Origin of the sequence: Methanosarcina sp. KYL-1, assembly GCF_024372725.1 — an archaeon.
Classification (GTDB): domain Archaea; phylum Halobacteriota; class Methanosarcinia; order Methanosarcinales; family Methanosarcinaceae; genus Methanosarcina.
Genome location: NZ_VOUA01000007.1, coordinates 63,501 through 81,669 on the forward strand (window position 1 = coordinate 63,501; position 18,169 = coordinate 81,669).

Sequence of the window (18,169 nt, forward strand, 5' to 3'; positions counted from 1 at the left end):
GAATGCTCAAAATAGGAATTATTGGCTGCGGATTTATCGGCGGGCAGATCTGCAGGGCTGTTGACAAAGGTGAGGTGGAGGCGGAACTGTATGGCCTCTGTGACTCCTCGGTAGTTAAGGCCCTGGACCTTGCAGCTTCCCTCAATACATGCAAACCGCAGTACATGGAAATTGAAAAACTCGTTAGGAATGTGGACCTTGTAGTGGAATGTGCTTCCCAGGCGGCAGTCCGGTTCATAGTTCCCGAAGCCCTCAAAGCAGGGTGTGACGTAATGGTCCTCAGTGTCGGTGCCCTTGCGGATAAAGCCCTCAGGGAGGAGCTTTTCAGGCTTGCGAAGGAGCACAACTGTAAACTCTACTTCCCCTCGGGAGCTGTTGTGGGGATCGACGGGCTGAACTCTGCATCTTCAGCAGGTATTTCCTCGGTTACCCTGACCACCCGGAAGCCTCCTTCAGGTCTTAAAGGGGCACCTTTTATCGTAGAACACGGGATTGAGCTTGAAAAAATTGATACGGAAATTGTCGTTTTCGAGGGCCCTGCCTCCGAAGCTGTGAAAGCTTTCCCTGCAAACGTAAATGTCGCAGCAACCATCAGCCTTGCAGGCATAGGTTTCGAGCGGACGAAAGTAAAGGTAATCGCCGATCCTTCCCTGTCCCGAAACGTCCACGAAATCGCAGTCGAAGGCGATTTTGGCAGGTTTTCCGCCAGAGTTGAAAACTTCCCTTCCCCCGAAAACCCGAAAACAAGTTATCTTGCGGCCCTTTCGGCAATTTCCGCCCTGAAAAAGATGGTAAACCCATTCCAGATAGGGACCTGAACCCCGGAAGCCCGGTTCCTCAGGCCGGGTGCAGTGGACCCTGAACCACGCACCGGCCAGAAGTTTCTTTTATATTTTTATATTATTTCTATATTTTTTCATCCTCTTCTATCTTTTATCTCACATGTTATATTTTTTATATCTTAATTTACTCATTACTGTCTCAGGCAGCCTATCTTCCCTGTGTTCATAAATGTTATATAGTTCGTAAGAGTTAAGCAGGTACGTTCCCCGGAACTGGTAGCATGAGTGCAGAAAAGCTCTTGATGGATCGATTTCCTTTATCGAACTTTCTTTATTTCGAGCTCACTTTCATGTCCCGGATCAACTTCAAGTAAACATCAACCAATGCCAGCATAAGCCTTTATGTTTACATCCACCTTTACTTTAACTTCAGCCTTTATGAACCATAATTATATTCCATCTCAAAAATTATATTCCATCTCAAAAGCTCCCGGTGGTCCCATGCAGCAAGCAGAACTTATAGAAAGGATCAAAGACCTGAAGAAAAAAAGAAATGCAGTGATTCTATCTCACTATTATTCCCGCCCCGAGGTCCAGGATATTGCGGATTTTGTTGGGGACTCCCTTGCCCTTAGCCAGGAAGCCGTCCGCCAGACTGCAGATGTTATCGTTTTTTGTGGGGTCCACTTCATGGGGGAAAGCGCTGCAATCCTCTCTCCTGAAAAGACCGTCCTTTTGCCGGAAATCGATGCTAGCTGTCCGATGGCCGACATGGCAGGCCTGGAGAGTCTCAGGAAAGAAAAAGAAAAGCACCCCGGAGTCCCGGTTGTCTGCTATGTGAACAGTTCGGCTGCGGTCAAGGCTGAGTCCTACATCTGCTGCACCTCTGCAAACGCCGTGGAAGTGGTAAACTCCCTGGATGCCGAAGAGGTCATCTTTGTACCGGACAAAAACCTTGCAGCATATGTGGCATCGCGTACGGACAAGAAAATCATTCCCTGGGAAGGGCACTGTCCCACGCATCACCAGATCCTCAGGGAAGACGTCCTGAAGATGAAGGAAGAGCACCCTGAGGCTAAATTCATCGCCCACCCGGAATGCCGCCCCGAAGTCCTGGAACTTGCGGACCGTGTTGCAAGTACCAGGGGGATGATCATGTATGCAAAAGAGTCAGAAGCCAGGGAGTTCATAGTGGGGACCGAGTGCGGGCTTATCCACGGGCTTTTGAAGGAAGCTCCTGAAAAGACCTTTTACTGCATAACCCCGTACGCCTGCTGCCCGAGCATGAAGATGGTCAACCTTGAAAAGGTCCTGGCTTCCCTTGAAAAGATGCAGCATGTGGTCACAGTACCCGAAGACATAAGGATACGGGCAAAAGAAGCCCTTGACCGGATGCTTGCCGTGAAAATTAACAGGTAAGTGAACATTAGCAGGGAAGGTCCGCAAGGTTTCCGGGTTGAATCTCCCTATTGAATCTCCGGGCCTCAAACCGGCTTCATTTGAAAAGCCGGGTCTTTTCATTCCTTTATGGACAGGCTGGGGTCCCGCCGGGAAAATCCGATACTTTTAATACTTTATAATGCTGCTTTCTTCTGATGTCTGCCGGAGTACGCACATACCTGGAACTTATGAGATACGGAAACTGCCTTATGGCAGGTTTTGCAGCCGTAATCGGAACGCTGATAGCTTTCAATATCCTGAAATCCGACCCATTGAGTTCATATCATCCGGGGACGTTTCCTTTTCTTGATGCAGCCCTCGTGTTCCTGGTGGTATTCCTTGTCTCAGGCGCAGGAAACGCTATCAATGACTATTTTGACATCAAGATCGATTCCATTAACCGGCCCGAGCGTCCCATCCCCTCCGGAAGGGTGAAAGCAAAAGAGGCCCTTTACTTTTCCTATTTCCTCTTTGCTCTGGGTACAGGGCTTGCTTTTTCTATCAACACCATCTGCGGGGCAATTGCCCTGTTTAATTCCCTGCTCCTTATCTTCTACGCAAAAACCCTGAAAGGGACTCCCCTTTTCGGAAATCTGAGCATCGGCTACCTTACCGGTTCCACCTTTTTGTTCGGGGCTTCGGTTTTAGGGTACCAGGGACTTGAAGCGCTTTTCGTGCTCTTCTTGCTGGCCGCCCTTGCCATCACGGCCCGGGAAATCGTAAAGGATATAGAGGATATGGAAGGGGACAGGCAGGAAGGTGCAGACACCCTGCCCCTCCGGATAGGCGCAAAAAAAGCAGGCTACCTGGCAGTGCTGATCGGGTTCCTTGCAGTGTTTTTAAGCCCGCTCCCTTACCTGATGTCCATTCTGGGCATGCGCTACCTCTACCTGGTTTTCCTGGCAGACCTGGGTTTCCTGGCAGCAATCTACCAGCTCCTTGCCCGGGACAACCCGACGAAATCCTCTAAAATGTTCAAAATTGCCATGCTTTTTGCCCTGATCGCGTTTGTGGCCGGGGCTTAAACTCCGGTTAGGCATATACGGTCAGGAATATACGATCAGGGTTTAAACTCTGCCCGGGGCGAAAACTCTGCCCTAAACGAAAAATCTGGCAGGGCCCAGATTTTGCAGTCTGGTCCAATGCTGCTTTTCCCTGCAAGGTATTTTCAGCAGGTATTTTCAGCAGATGGAAATCTTTCCTGCCGCAAGTTCCATGCAGAACTCCTGGATGTTTTCAAGCTCTTTTTCTATGACCTCGGCAGCTTCTTTTTCCACATCCCCTGCCGATCCTTTTTTCATGATCAGCTGGGCGGTTGCTATCTGCGGCCTGTCGATGGGAGTCCCGATCTCGCTCAGGAGCCAGACATAGACTTCGGAAAGGTCAGGCACCTGCCTGTAGATCCGGTCTGCAATCCTGTGGGAAAGGATGTTGTAGATCTTTCCTATGTGGCTGACCGGGTTTTTCCCGGCGGCAGCTTCACTGCTGACAGGACGGTTTAAGGGGATGATCCCGTTTACCCGGTTTCCGCGCCCCACCTGCCCGCAGTCGGCGTCTTCTGCTGATGTGCCCGTAACAGTGGTGTAGACCCCTTCAAGGCCGCGGCCGGGCATGTCAAGGGTGTTTAAGGACGCCGAGGTCTTCATGGCTGTCCCGGCTCCGGATTCCTCTACCTCTTTTTCCGCAAACCCGGAGGTAAATCTCTCTATCTGTTCGTGCAGCTCGGTTTTCTTCCTGAAATAGTCTGCTTCGGACTCCACAAAGCGGTCCACAAGGGGCATTGCAACCGTCAGGTGGACGTCGGAACCGTGCCTTAGCCCCATTACCTTGATGTCTTCCCCTGACTCCGGGTGCTCTTTCTTGAACTTCCTGGAGTTAAGGTGGCGTTCGCATTCGAGCACCAGCCGTTCCGTGGGGCTGAGGGGGGCATACCCAACGGCTGCTGAGGTATCATTTGCCCCCAGGGTCTCCCCTCCCCGGCTGAAGATGTCCGTCAGTTCGGCTGAGCCTTTTTTCAGCTCCACCTGGTAAAAGAGGTTTTCCGGGTCAACAAAGCGGAGGTTTTCGGAGAGCCATTCCTTTGCTGTGTCAACCGCAAGGCCGGAGACATCGATTTCGACTCCTCCTGCCTCGAAGGTTGCCCGGTCCCCGAAGATGAGGCGCATAGGGCTTACGACTTCTCCCCCTCCGAATTTCCCTTTCACTTCCCCGGCAACAAGCAGTCCCTTGTCGATGTTGTGGTGCAGGATGGTCCCGAAGGTTTCCAGGTACTTCTTGCAGAGGTTCACGGAAACCTGTTCCATTATGGAATCGCAAATGTAATCCGGGTGCCCCACACCCTTTCTTTCGACAACTTCAACCTTTTGCCGGTAGACTTCCGAAGCCTTCAATTCTTCTATAACTATATTTCTCAAACTCTTACCCCCATAAATTCCCCGTAAACGGGCGATGCAATATTTTGCAGGAGTCCGTCAAATGGCTCAAATTAAATGGCTTAAATTATGACTCACCTTAAATGACTCACCTTAAATGACTCACCTTAAATGACTCGAATTAAATGGCTCAAATTAAACGGCTCAATTAAATGATTTATTAAGAGATTCGGATGTAATGGCTCAAATTAAATGAAATCAAGCTCTTCTGAGTGCCCTTCTTTCTTTTTGTCTTCTTTTGAAGGCCCGGCTTCCTTTTCACCGTCCGGCCGGTGCTTCAGGTATTCCTTGATCATCATCGGGAAGGTATTTGCAGGCACAAAGCGGACCCCCAGTTGCTCTGCCCATTTCTCTATCCCGTAATCGCTTGCGACTACGGCGGCATCGAGTTCCTTGGCAAGGATAAGGACGTCAATGTCCGGGGCGCTGTCCAGGATTCCATAGCGAAGGGCAGCACGGTATTTGTTCCGGAACTTCCCGATAATCCCGCCTATGACCTCCCTTTCCACTTCTTCCCGGTACTCCTTTTTCCTGTTCTGCGGGTTCTCCATGAAGAGGCATTCAGTGGCAGCTTCCCATATGGCATCTTCCGCAACGCCCATTCCCCTATTGATCCTCTCCCGCATGTATGCCACGTATTCGTGGAAGATCTGGGAAGTTACGTCCACCCTGTAGCGGTCAGGAGACTTTTTTACAAGCCAGGTATCGATCTTTGCCGTCACTTCCCTATCGCAGCCGTTGCGGCTGGCAAATTCATACATCTCCTTGTACACCGACGGGTAGGGTACGTAACAGCTGATCCCGTACTGCAGGCGGGCGTCGGCTATCAGGTCGAGGATTTCCTTCATCCCCTCGCAAAGGGAGGTGTAGCCCAGGACCTCGCGGGTCTGCAGATCCGTTAATGCTGTGGTATCCAGCACAAATCTCTGCTTAAGCATTTTTCCAAAATCCTGTAGATTGGTACGTATTTTAAATGGTAAGCATTTCAAAATCGTCCTTATTTGAAATGGTCCTTGTTTGAAATGCCTTATTTTAAATGGTCCGTATTTCTTAAGATATCCTTTATGGCCTCAGGAGCTTCGCAGAGGCTCAGTCTGTAAGCCCTTCCTGAGTTTTTCCAGGGTTGCTTTGAGTTATCCCATTTCCCTCTTTATGTATTGAACAAGGAACAATAAAATTCTTTGTCTCATTCCGGCCTGACTCTTTTCGGCCTTTTTTGCCTTCTGTTTTGTTTTTGTCACGTCCGATTTTCTCATTTTATTTCCATTTTTAATTTTTTTATTTAAAATATGTTTTTCATACCCTATCTTTTGCTTTCAATTATTCTTCTTTCCATTTTTTTGATCTATCTCTGGCAGATTTATAATTATTATTTATGTTATTTTCCTTTGAATTTTGATCAAAATCAATAACTGTATATAGTTTTAAAACATAAATTTACATAGGGAAGTTAATATCAGAGGCGGACAACCGTACTCTAAACAGACTCTGAACAGATAGTTTTCTTGGAGGTTTTTTGCTTTGAAGGCAGCGTATTGCTCCGGAAAACATTCAAATAATAGTAAATCTGTTTACGGCGTTACGGTAATGTACATGTCAGCCCCGGTTGAAACTCCCATCCTGAACCCTCAACAGGTGCAAAAACCGGGCACTAAAAAGGTTGATTGCAGTTGAGTGGGGAAAACGGAAACTTTAGGGCTATAAAATACGGTAGATGAAAAACATACGGTAGAAAAACTGAAAATTGGTGGATCAAATTGAGCGCAAACACGGAAATCTTAAATACAGGCCAGGGACAGGGCCTGGCTAGAAATCCTTTGGGTAAAGGAGGCGATGCAATGGCAGAGTATTGCAACATCTGTGGTCGGGAGCTGCTTGAAGACGTGCTGGTAGTGGATACCAGTCTTGACATGAAGCCTATCATGTTCAGGGACGTCCATGGGGACCGGTCCGATCTGATATGTATTGATTGTGCAATTGATTCAGTTGAAAACCCGCCCTTCGTGTGCTCAAGATGCGGACAGCCAATTGAATTTAATGAAAAATTCTATATTTTCAAGGAAGCCGTCACAAAACCTGGAGGTCCCAAGGTTGACTTCAAGGAGAGCTGCCTTGAGGATAAATACGTCTGCAGCACATGTTTCGATGAGATCATGAACCCTGACCACGAAGAAATAGAAGCCTGATATCAGTTTAGATAGAAGACCTTTTTGTTTTACACGCCCTGAAGTCGCTTTTCCTCAGGGCAAATAACGGGCCTTTCAGCCCGAAACAGGGTTCATGCCCGAAAAAAACAGAACTGCTTTTCCAGTTCTGTTTAACCCGATTTTTTCCTTTGTTTTCCTTTTCCTTTGTTTACTGTTAGTTTTCCTGCTTTTCCATCCCTCTGTTCAAGGCTACAGATGGAAATGCTGAAACATGCTTTAATATGCAAACACTTCTCAATTATGAATGGAGTTCTCGTGAATCCTGTTTGTGAAATTTTCTTCTACAGGTTGTGGAAAACGTTCCCTGAGGGATGCCCTGAATACCATAAGGGGTGCCCTGAGGTCTGTAACAAACGGTTTCTCGAGAGCCGTCACCTGAGCTTCAGATGAAAGGTTCATGGAGGCTTCTTAGAAAAGGGATTTCCAGAGATGCCCGGTTCAGGAGCATGAACTTTAATTTCATGAAGGCGTAATTATTGGTCATAAGGAACATAATCATGGTTTCATAATCATGATTCAATGAGCACAAATATTGGTTTCATGTAACTCCAAAATTCTCGTTTACGGGGGTGTAATTAATTGGAAGAAAGCTACGTAGTTGAAATTGAGGATGCGACCTGGGGTACACAGGTGGAAAGTTCTAAAAAACCGGTTATTGTGATGTTTTACAGCCTTAGTTGCCCGTTTTGTAAAGCGATGGAGCCCTATTTTGAGGAGTATGCGAAAGAATTCAGGGATTCTGCGGTCTTTGCACGGATGAACGTGACAATAAACACCTGGACTGCTGAAAGGTACGGGGTCCAGGGCACACCCACCTTCAAGTTCTTCTGCCATGGGAAGCCCATCTGGGAGCAGGTAGGGCAGGTCTACCCTTCCATCCTGAAATCCGCTGTTGAGAACATGGTCGAGTACGGCGAGGACTGCGTGCGGAAAACCACGCCAATCGGGCAGGACATTACAGGTTACGTGTAAGCTGCCTTTCAGTGGCAATGGTGCCTGCTTTCCTTTTTTCCTTTTCCTTTCTTTTCCCTGTAAATCTCCTTTCTTACAAGCCCGTATTCGTCAAAAGTAGTCCGGATGGTGCTGAGGATGGAAAAGGTCGTACTCATGGCAGTGGAGACATAGAGTGCTATCATTATTGAGATCTGGTATTTGATTGCGAGGATCGGGCTTGCGCCCCCCAGGATCTGCCCTGTCATCATCCCGGGCAGGAAGACCAGTCCTGCGGTTGCGATGTTTGCAAGGGTGGGGCGGAGTGCCGAGCGCAGGCATTTGCGGATGTAGGGCAGGAGGGCTTCGTATTTGCTTGCCCCCAGGGAAAGGTTGTAGAGGTACCTGTTCTCGTTTCTCTTTATGTCCTCATAAAAATCCCCGATCCCTACCACATTTCCCCTCAGGGAGTTCCCGAGGATCATGCCCCCGATGGGAATAAGGTAGCGGGCTTCCAGAAGGTTTTCAAGGTCAAGCACGAATTCGTTGAAATACAGGAGCACGCTCAGGTTGGCTGCGGCAAAGGAGAGGAGCATGGGGGCAAGGAGCCTTCCCATTTTGAGCTCAACGTTGCGTATGGTGGTATAGGTTGCAATTGTGACCATCCCCAGCACCCAGGCCAGGTTCAAAAACCCGTTGTTCAGGTCGAAGACAAAGGTCAAAAATACCCCCACCATTAAGAGCTGAACTGTCATCCTCGCAACCGAATCTGTAGTTACCCGGATGATATGCAGTTTTATCAGGTAGCTTATCGTCAGGGGAATTGCAAGGAGCAAGAAGCACTGGACCATGGAAAGGACCGATATGTCGGGGCTCGTCATCTTAAATTCTCCTCCCTTTACTCATCCCTCTGCTCATGCTTTTTTCCGGTTCTGCATTGCTGTTTTCATTTGTCCAGCTTCGGCTTTTTTCGTTTTCCTCATTTTTGCTGAGTTCTACTACTCTGACGCCGTCTCTTTCCCATTCCCTGTCGTGAGAAATAATAAAAAGGGTCCATTCGCTGTGCTGCAGGAAATAGTCAGCTACCTTTTTCTTGAGTTCGGCATCAAGGGCAGAAGTGGCTTCGTCAAGGAGAAAAATGTCTCTTCCCAGCAGCAGGGCGATAAGGATTCCCACTCTCTGCTTCTCTCCCCCGGAAAGATCTTCAAAGTTTTTGTCAAGCGTATCTTCTTCCAGTTCAAATTCTTCCATCAGCCTGTGCAGTTTTTCCCGGCTCATCTTCGTCCGGTTGGGGCGGTAGGAAAAGATTTCCTCAAGCAGCTCCTTTACATGCCCCTGCCCGAGGTCCGTGTCCTGGGAGACGTAGGCAACTTCTCTTCGGATTTCCCAGGCAATGGAGGGGTCAACGGGCCTTTCCCTGTAATAAAGTGAGCCTTCAGAGGGTTTTTCGAAACCAAGGAGCATCTTGAACAGGGTGGACTTCCCGGTTCCGGATTTGCCTTTGAGCAGGATTTTCCAGCCCTTCGGAATGCTGAGGGAAAAGCCTGAAAGTACTTTTTTACTGCCGTACGATATGCCGACATCTTCATACCTTATTATATCGTCCTGCATCGTTTGATTCCCGGGTGCTTTCAATATATATTATACCCCGTAAGATTTTATTATATCCCGCAAGATTTTTCCATTTTCCTGCCTTTTCCGGGAAAGACTTTTATCCTGCATATTTCGGAAGAGAAGGTTTATCTGTACGTACGTGTTCACATAAATCATTCCCAGATATCTTGCTTCGTGAGGACGATTGCTTTCCGTATGGGATTCCAGCTATCGGTACCTTTCATGAAGGCTGAGGATTGTATCATAAGTATATAGATTGTCCTCTATATAATTGGTTTTATCTCTCTACAATATAGATATTTCCGCAATAAATATGTTTACTCTGATTAATCCCGTGCTTACTTTAATACCCTTAATCCCTGAGGAATAAAAATGGACTGTGAAGCTTCCAGCAAAAAACTCTCAACTCCTATCAAAGGCGCAAAAATAGTTCCTGGCATGACCGTGGACGAGCTTGTAGGAGAATACAGCGGCTGCGCTTTTGGGGCAGGCAGGCTTGCTAAGGCCGTAGACATCTATTACGAGATGCTGGCCTCGGAAAATACTACGAAGTTTTTCGGGCTTGCAGGAGCCATGACCCCTGCAGGTATGAGAAATGTCATTGCGGACCTGATCCGGGACGGGCACATAGATGTTCTTGTGACCACCGGGGCCAATATGGTGCATGACACGGTAGAAGCCCTGGGCCTGCACCACTATAAAGGCACGGATGCCGTAAATGATCTTCAGCTCCGGGACGAGTGCATCGACCGGATCTATGACGTTTATCTCCCGGACCAGCACTTTACGGACCTGGAAGAGTTTTTGCAGGACGTCTATGCCGGACTTCCGCAGGAAAAGCTCTCCATCCGGCAGGTCCTTACGGAAATCGGGAAGAACCTGGAAGACGATTCTTCCATCCTGAAAACCGCTGCCGAGATGGGTGTGCCTGTCTACTGCCCGGCCCTTCAGGACTCCGTGATCGGGCTTCAGGCCTGGCTCTACAAGGAAGGAAACCCCCTGCATGTGGACGCATTTGCCGATATGCACGAGTTCATTGATATCTGCTACGGGGCAGAAAGTGCAGGAGCCCTGCTGATCGGAGGAGGGGTCCCCAAAAACTACATCCTCCAGTCCATGCTTGTTACCCCGAAGTCCTTTGACTACGCAATCCAGCTCACAATGGACCACCCCGAGACCGGGGGCTTAAGCGGTGCTACCCTGGACGAAGCCCAGTCATGGGGAAAAGTCGGGGAAAATGCAAAAGCAGTAACCGTGTATGCGGATGCGACGATAACGCTCCCCCTTATGGTCGCAGCTGTCAGGACGCGCCTTTCGAAGAGGTGATTTTATGGAAAGGAACACCTGCATGATTCTTGCCCTTGACGTAACCGACAGGGAAGATGCCCTGAGGATCGCCGAGGACGTCTGGGAATTCGTAGACGCCATAAAGGTTGGCTACCCACTCATACTGGCTACCGGCCTCGGGATTATCCGGGAACTTGCCGAATTTGCCCCGGTTATCGCCGATTTCAAGGTTGCCGACATCCCCAACACCAACCGCCTTATCTGCGACCAGGTCTTTGAAGCCGGAGCCGATGCCGTCATTGTCCAGGGCTTCACGGGAAAAGACAGCCTTGAAGCCTGCATCGAGGTTGCTTCCGAATACAAAAAGGACGTTTTCGTGGTAACCGAGATGAGCCACCCGGGCGGGGCCGAGTTCCTCCAGCCTCTTGCAGAGGCAATCACAAGAATGGCCCTTGAAGCCGGAGCCTACGGGCTGGTCGCTCCCGCAACCCGCCCCGAAAGAGTGAAGAAAATCAGGAGGATCATCGGAGACAAACTCACAATCATCTCCCCCGGCGTAGGAGCCCAGGGCGGAAAAGCTTCGGACGTCATCGCTGCCGGCGCAGACTGGGTGATCGTGGGCAGGAGCATCTACAAGGCAGAATCCCCAAAAGAGGCTGCCAGGGAGATTGCTGAGGAAATCCAGGCTGAACTCCGGGGAGGAAACTGAAGAATATTTTTCTTGAAAGAGGCAGCCTTTTTAAAATACAATTATAATCTCAATTACGTGCCTGTGATGATAAATCTGGCTGATTCCATGATGAGCCCTATGAGTTCTGAGGCACACATTAAATATTTCTTAAATTCAATATAAATGCCAGCTTCACTCCTTCTTTTGCACTGGAGGCAAACCAGATGCGCTTGTGGCTCCATTGGGACCAAATCTGGCCTGATCTTTCTCTAAATTCAATTCCTGGATCAAATCTGCCTCTTTCAAGGTTTAAACAGTTTTATAAATTGTTGCAAGACTGACTGTTGGATAGATCTTCTTGACTTCGTTATAAATTCTCTGAGCCATTGGGTGGGCATGATTGTGGAGAACAAATCGACCGATCGCTATTCTCTGGGGTGTGGCCCTGTATCCTTTTCCGCGGAGAGCTTTGATTATGGATGAGTTTGAGTTCTGAAGGCTATTCGTAGCTCATTATTATTTAATACTCAATATTAAATAGATATCAGTGGTTATAGTAGTTGAATATTGAATTGGAATAAGTTCTTCAAGGATAGTAAGCTATTGGTAATTATTAAAGGGGGAATAACAAGGGGGAAATATGGCTAGAATCGGAGTCGTAAGACCTAAAGTAACGAACTTATAGGATTGGAAAGGCAAATTCGACAAGAGGCTGACGGTTTTAAAGAATAGCGCATGGACTTTACATGAGCTGTATTATGATGAAGCCTATTGAGGCTTATGTCATTCATACCTTAAATGATGACAAATTGGACATGGCAAAACAGCATGTAAGAATTTCAAGCTTTTGGAAAGCAGACCGAAATTAATCTCTCTGGCAATCGGCACTCAATTCTTCCAGGAGGAGACAAGATTGAAGAGATTGCATACTATATATTTGGTCTCGAATTTTTATTAATGGTAGGGGGTAGGTAACGTTATGACTGATGACAGAAAGAACCCTGAAACGGTCAGAGCAGACAAACAGGAAACCCGTAGAGGCATGTCGGACCGCGACTGGTGGCCAAACCAGTTGAAGCTCGAGGTCCTGCATCAGCATTCCTCCAGGTCCAACCCGATGGGCGAGGAATTCAACTACGCGAAGGAGTTCAAGAGCCTCGACCTGGCGGCTGTGAAGAAAGATCTCGCGGCGCTGATGGCCGATTCGCAGGACTGGTGGCCTGCGGACTTCGGTCACTATGGCCCTTTGTTCATTCGCATGGCATGGCACAGCGCCGGCACCTACCGCGCCTTTGACGGCCGCGGCGGTGGCGGTAGAGGCCAGCAGCGCTTTGCGCCGCTTAACAGTTGGCCGGACAACGTCAACCTGGACAAGGCGCGCCGCTTGCTCTGGCCGATCAAGCAGAAGTATGGCCGGAAGATTTCATGGGCTGACCTCATGATTCTTGCGGGCAACGTCGCCCTGGAAACGATGGGATTCAAAACGTTCGGTTTCGGAGGCGGTCGTGAGGATGTCTGGGAACCGGACCAGGACGTCTATTGGGGCTCTGAGGAGACGTGGCTGGGTGGTGATAAACGCTACTCCGGTGACCGGGACCTCGAAAATCCGCTCGCTGCCGTGCAGATGGGGCTGATCTACGTCAATCCGGAAGGCCCGGACGGCAACCCGGATCCGATCGCGGCGGCCAGGGATATCCGCGATATTTTCGCTCGCATGTCCATGAACGACGAAGAGACCGTTGCGCTCATCGCTGGCGGTCACGCTTTCGGCAAAACCCACGGCGCCGGCCCTGCGTCCCATGTCGGGCCTGAACCGGAAGCTGCCAGTATCGAGGAGCAAGGCCTCGGTTGGAAGAGCAGCTTCGGCACCGGCAAAGGTGGTGATACGATCACCAGCGGCCTGGAGGTCACCTGGACCAACACGCCAACGAGGTGGAGCAACAACTTCTTCAGGATCCTTTTCAGCTACGAATGGGAATTGACAAAGAGTCCGGCCGGTGCATATCAGTGGCAGCCGAAAGGTGGCGCAGGCGCCGGCACGATTCCGGACGCCCACGACCCATCCAGGCGCCATGCGCCAACCATGCTGACCACTGACCTTTCCTTGAGGTTCGACCCTGCCTACGAAAAGATTTCAAGGCGTTTCTACGAGAACCCGGATCAATTAACGGAAGCATTCGCACGCGCGTGGTTCAAGCTGACGCACCGCGACATGGGCCCGCGCGCACGCTATCTCGGTCCGGAGGTTCCTGGCGAAGAGCTCATCTGGCAAGACCCCATCCCCGCGGTCAATCACAAGTTGATCGATGAGAAGGACATTGCCTCCCTCAAGGGCAAGGTCCTCGCCTCCGGACTGTCGATCTCGCAACTGGTTTCGACCGCATGGGCATCGGCGTCTACCTTCCGTGGCTCCGACAAGCGCGGCGGCGCGAACGGCGCACGAATTTGCCTCGCGCCGCAGAAGGATTGGGAAGTCAACCAGCCAGCCGAACTGGCGAAAGTGCTGAACACTCTCGAAGGTATCCGGAACGAGTTCAACAGCGCGGCTTCTGGTGGCAAGAAGGTCTCGCTTGCTGACCTGATCGTTCTGGCTGGTTGTGCAGGCATCGAGCAGGCTGCGAAGAATGCCGGTCACGATGTAACGGTCCCCTTCTCTCCAGGGCGCATGGATGCCTTGCAGGAGCAGACCGATGTGGACTCCTTCGCCTTACTCGAACCGATTGCGGATGGTTTCCGCAACTACCTCAAGAGCCAATACACCGTACCAGCCGAGGCGTTGCTGGTTGACAGGGCGCAATTGCTGACGCTGAACGCACCAGAGATGACGGTGCTCGTTGGCGGTATGCGCGTGCTAAACACCAACTTCGGACAGACCCAGCACGGCGTTTTTACCCGGAATCCGGAAGCGCTAACAAACGACTTCTTCGTGAACCTGCTCGACATGGGCACGGAGTGGAAGGCGGTATCGGATGCCAGGGACATATTTGAAGGGCACGATCGCAAGACTGGCGAAGTCAAATGGATCGGCACGCGTGTCGATCTTATCTTCGGTTCGAACTCCCAGCTCCGGGCTCTGGCCGAGGTCTACGGAAGTGCGGACGCGCAGGAGAAGTTTGTCCAGGACTTCGTGGCGGCCTGGACCAAAGTGATGAACCTTGATCGCTTCGACCTCGCCTGATCGTAGCATAAAGGTCTTCCAGGGCTTGAAAATCTTCAAAACAAACGACTTTGCTCAGGCTGGAGAAAGGTACCGGTCGCTTGACAAGAGGGCACAGGAACATATGATTGGCGACCTTGTGGCCGACCTGAGCCTTGTCACCATTCCAGCTATTCAGAGACGTGCAATCGAAAACTTTGCGGCAGGCTGATGAGACTTTTGCAGCATCTGTAGCAAAAGGAGTTCGGGGATATTTTGAAATAAAGAAGGCCTACCCTCGAATTCTCTATTTTTTATCTCGGAATCGCCCGTTGATTGCTTTCATTTTGGCTTCTGGATTGCCTGATTGTTATGCGAGATTACTATTTCCGCAAGTTAAGAATCTCTATTAATCAACGAACTCACTCATTCCAGGCCCCATTTCTTCCTGAACTCGAGCTTCTGCTGGCTGTTCATCCAGTGGCTGCCGTCACAGTAGGGCTTGTTCTCCGACTTCCCACAGCGGCAGAGGGTTACTCTGTTTCGGGATTCGTACATGCTGCCATCTGCAGATTCAATAGGGACACCGCCTCTAACCCAGAGGGGGCCTTCGCAACCTTTTTGTTTGTCGTGAACCAGTACAATAGATGGTTCAAATTCTTTTTCAAAGGGTTTGCCTGTCTTCTTGTCCCACAGGACCAGCCGTCCCGATGGGCAGATCATGGCTTCCTCTATGGCGGTTTGTCGGGCTTCCGGGTCGTCTGATTTTTGTATGAGATCCCTTATTCCTCCAGACCGCTGGCAGAAACGGGAATGATCGCAGAGCTCGTGGGCATCGGTGAGTTTTAGATCAGGACCTTCAAACGTTTCCGCTTTTTCCAGGTAAGGCTTTCTGCTGGCAGTTTCGCTACCGTCAAAACCGATCTTGCGGTGGGTCCCATCACAGAAGGGCTTATTTTCGGATGAGCCGCAGCGGCATAAGATATAGGCTTCCCGCCGGGGGTATTCCTTTAGATCAATTAATTCCCTGGTGTGGCCGGCGTCATCGGTGACAATTACCTGTTCTAAAAGCGGCACTCCACCTGTAACCCGATACGGTCCATCTTTGATTATCTTCATCCTCATTTCTTTATCATTGACTGCCATACATAATCCCCCATTACCTCTTATAATGCATTACTGGATGTTTATTCTGACTATTCGCCTCTTGATGATTTCTATTTTTCTCTGCTCTGGTTGAAACAGGCGGCACATGGTCTAGATTTCTGTGAAATTGAGGAAAGCGAGGAAGATGTAAAATCAATTAGCTGGAGCAGTACTTTTAAGGAGAACGCAAAAGATCCTGTAAAAATAGCAGGGATTTAGAGCTGCTTGCTGAGAACATGCATAAATCTCTTGTAAAGCACCGATTCCTTTACAAAGTTGTAACAATCAGAATTCACTATGATGATTTCTCTACGTATACACGCTCAAAGACTATCCTAGTCTGGACATCGGATATTTTCGTAATTAAGAGGACAGCCGTGCAGCTACTTGAGCTTGTCACGAAGCTTGTGAAGGAGAAAAGGAAATGAATATTGATTACTTCCTTTCAAGAAATTCAATGAACAAATCTAAATTCTGCTCTTTCATTTCAATACAAAAATCATTATTTTTTTCGATGTTTTTATACTGTTCGTACAAGTCAGTTAATTGACTATACATTGTTGAGCTTGCAGATTTATACCATTGTGCATAATCTTGAATTATGTTGACAGACATCGGACACAATAACAACGTTAAACCAAATCCTGCTTCCGCATCCGGAAAAATTACAAAAGGAAAACTTCTACAGGCTTCCGGCCTGTTATCGTATATTCTGCATTTTGAGTCTATCAATAGTGGGCACTTCCCGACGATTGATTTATAACATCCTTCCAACTCTGATTTTACCGCACTCGATTTTAAAATCTTCGCACTTTCTTTATCTACATTTTTTAATATTTTTTCATATTCTTTTCTATGAAAATCAATAATATGAGTTTTGCAGCAACTCGCATTACATGATTCAGGACAGCTATAATGTTTAAGTATGCTTTGAGTTTTTGAGCTTAACCAGTCGTATTTTTCAGAACGTCGTCTTTTGTCCATAGCATTCACCCAGTTGAAAGAAAAAAGAGATGTTGCGTATATAATAGCTATCAATTACCCTATTTTATTAGGACTTAACATACTGATAAAACTTATTTATCCCAAAATTATTTCTCATTTCCTATTCTGGTTGTAATCCTTTTCTTTTGTGCCACATATCAAATAAGAGCCTATCAGAATAGTGAGATCGTCCAGTGATAGCTGATTGATGTTTTCACGACATTGTATACAACATGGCTTTAGCTTTCGTTTATATGGTCATATTGAAGATTTGCTCAAGCAGTGCTAAATTTACGAGAAAAGAAAGAGCTTGAAGCTGTATCTCACTATTTTGGAAAATCTCAATCAACAAATAATGTACTATCTATGGAATTATCGAGTTCAGAAAAGCTTCCGTAAAAATTTGTTGAAAATCAAAAGATAAATTTAGGAAGACGTGCCTAAGGTTAATCGTTAAGTGTTGAGAAAGGTGATTAATTGGGTACTGAAAATCTTCGGACTTATAATAAAATTGAACCATCTTCGTGTTCTATGAAAGACAAAATAATACTAATTATCTGGTTCTCTGCATTACTACTATGGCTCATAGTATACGCGATCAAAGTAATAAATTTTTACGAATATGAAGACGGTACATTATTTGACATTGGTTCATTAATAAAAGCATTATTATTTCTAGCCGCATTTTTTTTTATGGGGTCTATCATTCTGGGAATATGGGCACACTATAAAATAAAACGTGCATATTGCAATGATACATCAAGAGGGATAATGAATGCAGTTAAGTGGTTCATATTCGGACTCTTTGTTCTCATGATCTCTATTCCACATATATTTTTCCCAGAATTTGACAGATTCTCTGCGACATACTTAATTGCATTGACGTATGCAGGAAAACACGTAATGGGAAAGCTTTCAAAAAATCCGTGAGTAAATCCTGGCTTAACTTGAGAGTTAAAGAAAGGCTTATTATAAGTCCCTGTATTTGATTATAAGATGCTTCCCCACTCCCTTACCCAGTTCAGAAACGCTTAGCTTTCGGGCTTATTTTCCTACGTTTTAGACATTTAACCTTCTATAAATTGATGAAATACTTTGCATTCGTACAGGCTATGGAACGTTTCCTTCTTTTTTGCCAGTGGCCTCCCGATATCTTCTCACTTCGTAAGCATGCAGGTGTGGAGGGAAGTTATTGAATGGAAATTAATTTTTTTAAAAGATAAAGCATAAATTAACATTGTAGTTTTATGTCATTTTTTAGGTCCTTCAACTGTTTTATATAAGAGGAGGAAGCTGGGATGGCTGAATACTGTACATATGAAAAATATGTATTTAAAAAGAAGCTTGAAACTCTGAGAAGTAAAATTGGAAAGGGCACAGAATTAATTTCCCTTTCTATTCCTCCTGACAAACAGGTTTCGGATATTACAAAGCATTTAAGAGAAGAACATGAGCAGGCTTCGAACATTAAGTCTAAACTTACCAGCAATAACGTACAAGGAGCACTTGGTTCTTTGCTGGCAAAGTTAAGATCTCTTAGA

The 18,169-nt window shown here is 47.7% G+C and carries 19 protein-coding genes and 1 pseudogene; 12 read left to right on the forward strand and 8 right to left on the reverse strand.

Annotation, left to right across the window (positions count from 1 at the left end; all coding sequences use genetic code 11):
* Positions 1 to 2 precede the first annotated feature (2 nt).
* The 3 genes from FTO70_RS07310 (at position 3) to FTO70_RS07320 (ending at position 3,247) form a co-directional block, all read left to right on the forward strand.
* A complete protein-coding gene (locus FTO70_RS07310) occupies positions 3 to 818 on the forward strand; it encodes an aspartate dehydrogenase (protein ID WP_255335090.1) in 816 nt (271 codons plus the stop codon).
* Positions 819 to 1,283: 465 nt separating this feature from the next.
* The gene (gene nadA / locus FTO70_RS07315) at positions 1,284 to 2,201 is read left to right on the forward strand and encodes a quinolinate synthase NadA (RefSeq protein WP_255335091.1); all 918 of its coding nucleotides are present in this window, start codon (positions 1,284 to 1,286) and stop codon (positions 2,199 to 2,201) included.
* A gap of 176 nt (positions 2,202 to 2,377) precedes the next feature.
* On the forward strand, positions 2,378 to 3,247 hold the full coding sequence (locus FTO70_RS07320) for a geranylgeranylglycerol-phosphate geranylgeranyltransferase (protein WP_255335092.1): 870 nt from the start codon (positions 2,378 to 2,380) through the stop codon (positions 3,245 to 3,247).
* 156 nt (positions 3,248 to 3,403) lie between these two features.
* On the opposite strand, the gene FTO70_RS07325 is transcribed toward FTO70_RS07320, so the two are convergent.
* Both FTO70_RS07325 and FTO70_RS07330 read right to left on the reverse strand, forming a co-directional pair.
* Positions 3,404 to 4,636 (reverse strand): methionine adenosyltransferase, encoded by a 1,233-nt coding sequence (locus FTO70_RS07325; protein WP_255335093.1) that lies wholly within the window; start codon positions 4,634 to 4,636, stop codon positions 3,404 to 3,406.
* Between the two features lie 206 nt (positions 4,637 to 4,842).
* Positions 4,843 to 5,592, reverse strand: coding sequence for an RNA ligase partner protein (locus FTO70_RS07330; RefSeq protein WP_255335094.1), 750 nt, complete (start codon positions 5,590 to 5,592; stop codon positions 4,843 to 4,845).
* 900 nt (positions 5,593 to 6,492) lie between these two features.
* Between FTO70_RS07330 and FTO70_RS07335 the strand changes: the two genes are divergently transcribed.
* Positions 6,493 to 6,840 (forward strand): hypothetical protein, encoded by a 348-nt coding sequence (locus FTO70_RS07335; protein WP_255335187.1) that lies wholly within the window; start codon positions 6,493 to 6,495, stop codon positions 6,838 to 6,840.
* 255 nt (positions 6,841 to 7,095) lie between these two features.
* On the opposite strand, the gene FTO70_RS07340 is transcribed toward FTO70_RS07335, so the two are convergent.
* Complete coding sequence (locus FTO70_RS07340) at positions 7,096 to 7,260, reverse strand: hypothetical protein (protein ID WP_255335095.1); 165 nt, start codon at positions 7,258 to 7,260, stop codon at positions 7,096 to 7,098.
* 180 nt (positions 7,261 to 7,440) lie between these two features.
* Here FTO70_RS07340 and FTO70_RS07345 point away from each other — a divergent pair, with 180 nt between their 5' ends.
* Entirely contained in the window at positions 7,441 to 7,833 is a 393-nt protein-coding gene (locus FTO70_RS07345) for a co-chaperone YbbN (protein WP_255335096.1), read from the forward strand.
* An 8-nt stretch (positions 7,834 to 7,841) separates the two neighbouring features.
* On the opposite strand, the gene FTO70_RS07350 is transcribed toward FTO70_RS07345, so the two are convergent.
* A complete protein-coding gene (locus FTO70_RS07350; protein ID WP_255335097.1) occupies positions 7,842 to 8,672 on the reverse strand; it encodes an ABC transporter permease in 831 nt (276 codons plus the stop codon).
* 1 nt (position 8,673) lies between these two features.
* Positions 8,674 to 9,402 (reverse strand): ATP-binding cassette domain-containing protein, encoded by a 729-nt coding sequence (locus tag FTO70_RS07355; RefSeq protein ID WP_255335098.1) that lies wholly within the window; start codon positions 9,400 to 9,402, stop codon positions 8,674 to 8,676.
* Positions 9,403 to 9,777: 375 nt separating this feature from the next.
* Between FTO70_RS07355 and FTO70_RS07360 the strand changes: the two genes are divergently transcribed.
* Positions 9,778 to 10,731 carry a deoxyhypusine synthase gene (locus tag FTO70_RS07360; RefSeq protein WP_255335099.1) on the forward strand — a complete coding sequence of 318 codons (954 nt, stop codon included), beginning with the start codon at positions 9,778 to 9,780 and terminating at the stop codon, positions 10,729 to 10,731.
* 4 nt (positions 10,732 to 10,735) lie between these two features.
* The gene (pyrF, locus tag FTO70_RS07365; protein ID WP_255335100.1) at positions 10,736 to 11,401 is read left to right on the forward strand and encodes an orotidine-5'-phosphate decarboxylase; all 666 of its coding nucleotides are present in this window, start codon (positions 10,736 to 10,738) and stop codon (positions 11,399 to 11,401) included.
* A 270-nt stretch (positions 11,402 to 11,671) separates the two neighbouring features.
* Here pyrF and FTO70_RS18035 read toward each other — a convergent pair whose 3' ends face one another.
* Complete coding sequence (locus FTO70_RS18035; protein ID WP_369694347.1) at positions 11,672 to 11,839, reverse strand: Fur family transcriptional regulator; 168 nt, start codon at positions 11,837 to 11,839, stop codon at positions 11,672 to 11,674.
* 502 nt (positions 11,840 to 12,341) lie between these two features.
* On the opposite strand from FTO70_RS18035, the gene katG reads away from it, so the two are divergent.
* Together katG and FTO70_RS07375 are read left to right on the forward strand one after the other, a co-directional pair.
* Positions 12,342 to 14,540, forward strand: a complete 2,199-nt coding sequence (gene katG, locus FTO70_RS07370) for a catalase/peroxidase HPI (RefSeq protein ID WP_304364428.1) — start codon at positions 12,342 to 12,344, stop codon at positions 14,538 to 14,540.
* Complete coding sequence (locus tag FTO70_RS07375; RefSeq protein ID WP_255335101.1) at positions 14,518 to 14,730, forward strand: catalase-related domain-containing protein; 213 nt, start codon at positions 14,518 to 14,520, stop codon at positions 14,728 to 14,730. Before katG ends, FTO70_RS07375 begins: the two co-directional genes overlap by 23 nt.
* A 194-nt stretch (positions 14,731 to 14,924) precedes the next feature.
* Here FTO70_RS07375 and FTO70_RS07380 read toward each other — a convergent pair whose 3' ends face one another.
* Entirely contained in the window at positions 14,925 to 15,644 is a 720-nt protein-coding gene (locus tag FTO70_RS07380) for a CDGSH iron-sulfur domain-containing protein (protein ID WP_255335102.1), read from the reverse strand.
* Positions 15,645 to 15,880: 236 nt separating this feature from the next.
* On the opposite strand from FTO70_RS07380, the gene FTO70_RS18040 reads away from it, so the two are divergent.
* A complete protein-coding gene (locus FTO70_RS18040; protein ID WP_369694346.1) occupies positions 15,881 to 16,072 on the forward strand; it encodes a hypothetical protein in 192 nt (63 codons plus the stop codon).
* A 7-nt stretch (positions 16,073 to 16,079) separates the two neighbouring features.
* Here FTO70_RS18040 and FTO70_RS07385 read toward each other — a convergent pair whose 3' ends face one another.
* Complete coding sequence (locus FTO70_RS07385) at positions 16,080 to 16,628, reverse strand: YkgJ family cysteine cluster protein (RefSeq protein WP_255335103.1); 549 nt, start codon at positions 16,626 to 16,628, stop codon at positions 16,080 to 16,082.
* A 531-nt stretch (positions 16,629 to 17,159) separates the two neighbouring features.
* Here FTO70_RS07385 and FTO70_RS07390 point away from each other — a divergent pair.
* Entirely contained in the window at positions 17,160 to 17,558 is a 399-nt protein-coding gene (locus FTO70_RS07390) for a hypothetical protein (protein ID WP_255335104.1), read from the forward strand.
* A 368-nt stretch (positions 17,559 to 17,926) separates the two neighbouring features.
* A pseudogene (locus tag FTO70_RS07395) lies at positions 17,927 to 18,166 on the forward strand (peptide chain release factor 1); the annotation flags it as partial.
* Positions 18,167 to 18,169 lie beyond the last annotated feature (3 nt).

Excerpts from the sequence above, each read along its gene's own strand:
- FTO70_RS07310 (WP_255335090.1), top strand. The coding sequence starts at position 3 with ATGCTCAAAATAGGAATTATTGGCTGCGGATTTATCGGCGGGCAGATC.
- nadA (WP_255335091.1), top strand. The coding sequence starts at position 1,284 with ATGCAGCAAGCAGAACTTATAGAAAGGATCAAAGACCTGAAGAAAAAA.
- FTO70_RS07320 (WP_255335092.1), top strand. The coding sequence starts at position 2,378 with ATGTCTGCCGGAGTACGCACATACCTGGAACTTATGAGATACGGAAAC.
- FTO70_RS07330 (WP_255335094.1), bottom strand. The coding sequence starts at position 5,592 with ATGCTTAAGCAGAGATTTGTGCTGGATACCACAGCATTAACGGATCTG.
- FTO70_RS07335 (WP_255335187.1), top strand. The coding sequence starts at position 6,493 with ATGGCAGAGTATTGCAACATCTGTGGTCGGGAGCTGCTTGAAGACGTG.
- FTO70_RS07340 (WP_255335095.1), bottom strand. The coding sequence starts at position 7,260 with ATGAACCTTTCATCTGAAGCTCAGGTGACGGCTCTCGAGAAACCGTTT.
- FTO70_RS07350 (WP_255335097.1), bottom strand. The coding sequence starts at position 8,672 with ATGACGAGCCCCGACATATCGGTCCTTTCCATGGTCCAGTGCTTCTTG.
- FTO70_RS07355 (WP_255335098.1), bottom strand. The coding sequence starts at position 9,402 with ATGCAGGACGATATAATAAGGTATGAAGATGTCGGCATATCGTACGGC.
- FTO70_RS07360 (WP_255335099.1), top strand. The coding sequence starts at position 9,778 with ATGGACTGTGAAGCTTCCAGCAAAAAACTCTCAACTCCTATCAAAGGC.
- pyrF (WP_255335100.1), top strand. The coding sequence starts at position 10,736 with ATGGAAAGGAACACCTGCATGATTCTTGCCCTTGACGTAACCGACAGG.
- katG (WP_304364428.1), top strand. The coding sequence starts at position 12,342 with ATGACTGATGACAGAAAGAACCCTGAAACGGTCAGAGCAGACAAACAG.
- FTO70_RS07380 (WP_255335102.1), bottom strand. The coding sequence starts at position 15,644 with ATGGCAGTCAATGATAAAGAAATGAGGATGAAGATAATCAAAGATGGA.
- FTO70_RS18040 (WP_369694346.1), top strand. The coding sequence starts at position 15,881 with ATGCATAAATCTCTTGTAAAGCACCGATTCCTTTACAAAGTTGTAACA.
- FTO70_RS07385 (WP_255335103.1), bottom strand. The coding sequence starts at position 16,628 with ATGGACAAAAGACGACGTTCTGAAAAATACGACTGGTTAAGCTCAAAA.
- FTO70_RS07390 (WP_255335104.1), top strand. The coding sequence starts at position 17,160 with ATGAAAGACAAAATAATACTAATTATCTGGTTCTCTGCATTACTACTA.